Annotated in this window: 1 protein-coding gene; it reads left to right on the top strand. The window is 61.9% G+C overall.

The window, feature by feature from the left end:
* Positions 1–500: zinc-binding dehydrogenase (locus BN2475_RS33155; protein WP_143326078.1), on the top strand; the 500-nt coding region annotated here is incomplete at its 5' end.
* Between the last annotated feature and the right edge of the window lie 48 nt (positions 501–548).

Here is a 548-nt window from a genome sequence, read left to right as displayed (position 1 = left end):
TGTCTCGTGGGCTCGGACATGTCGCTGTGCAGTACGCAATCGCGATGGGATTGCACGTTGTTGCCGTCGACATTTCCGACACCAAACTCGAACTTGCACGCAAACTGGGCGCCACGCTCGCAGTCAATGCGAACACCACCGACCCGGCGGACTTCATTCAGAAGGAAATCGGCGGCGCGCATGGCGTGCTGGTCACCGCAGTTTCGCGCACCGCATTTGCGCAGGCTCTCGGTATGGTCCGCCGCGGCGGAACGATCTCCCTTAACGGTTTGCCGCCAGGCGACTTTCCGCTGCCGATCTTTTCGACGGTTCTCAACGGCATTACGGTGCGCGGCTCCATCGTCGGCACGCGGCGGGATCTACAGGAATCGCTCGACTTTGCGGCACAAGGCAGCGTTCGAGCCCACGTTCATCGCGACCGGCTGGAGAACATCAACGCTGTATTCGGCGCACTTCGCGAAGGGACAGTGGATGGACGGATCGTGATGGAACTCGATTGATGCATCAGGGTGGCCCGCCGGCCAGACCGCGGGCCCCCCAGATCATGC

This window comes from Paraburkholderia ribeironis (genome assembly GCF_900019265.1).
GTDB classification, from domain to species: Bacteria; Pseudomonadota; Gammaproteobacteria; order Burkholderiales; family Burkholderiaceae; genus Paraburkholderia; species Paraburkholderia ribeironis.
The sequence above is the reverse complement of the archived record's forward strand: the minus strand, read 5'-3'. Positions and strand labels throughout refer to the sequence as shown.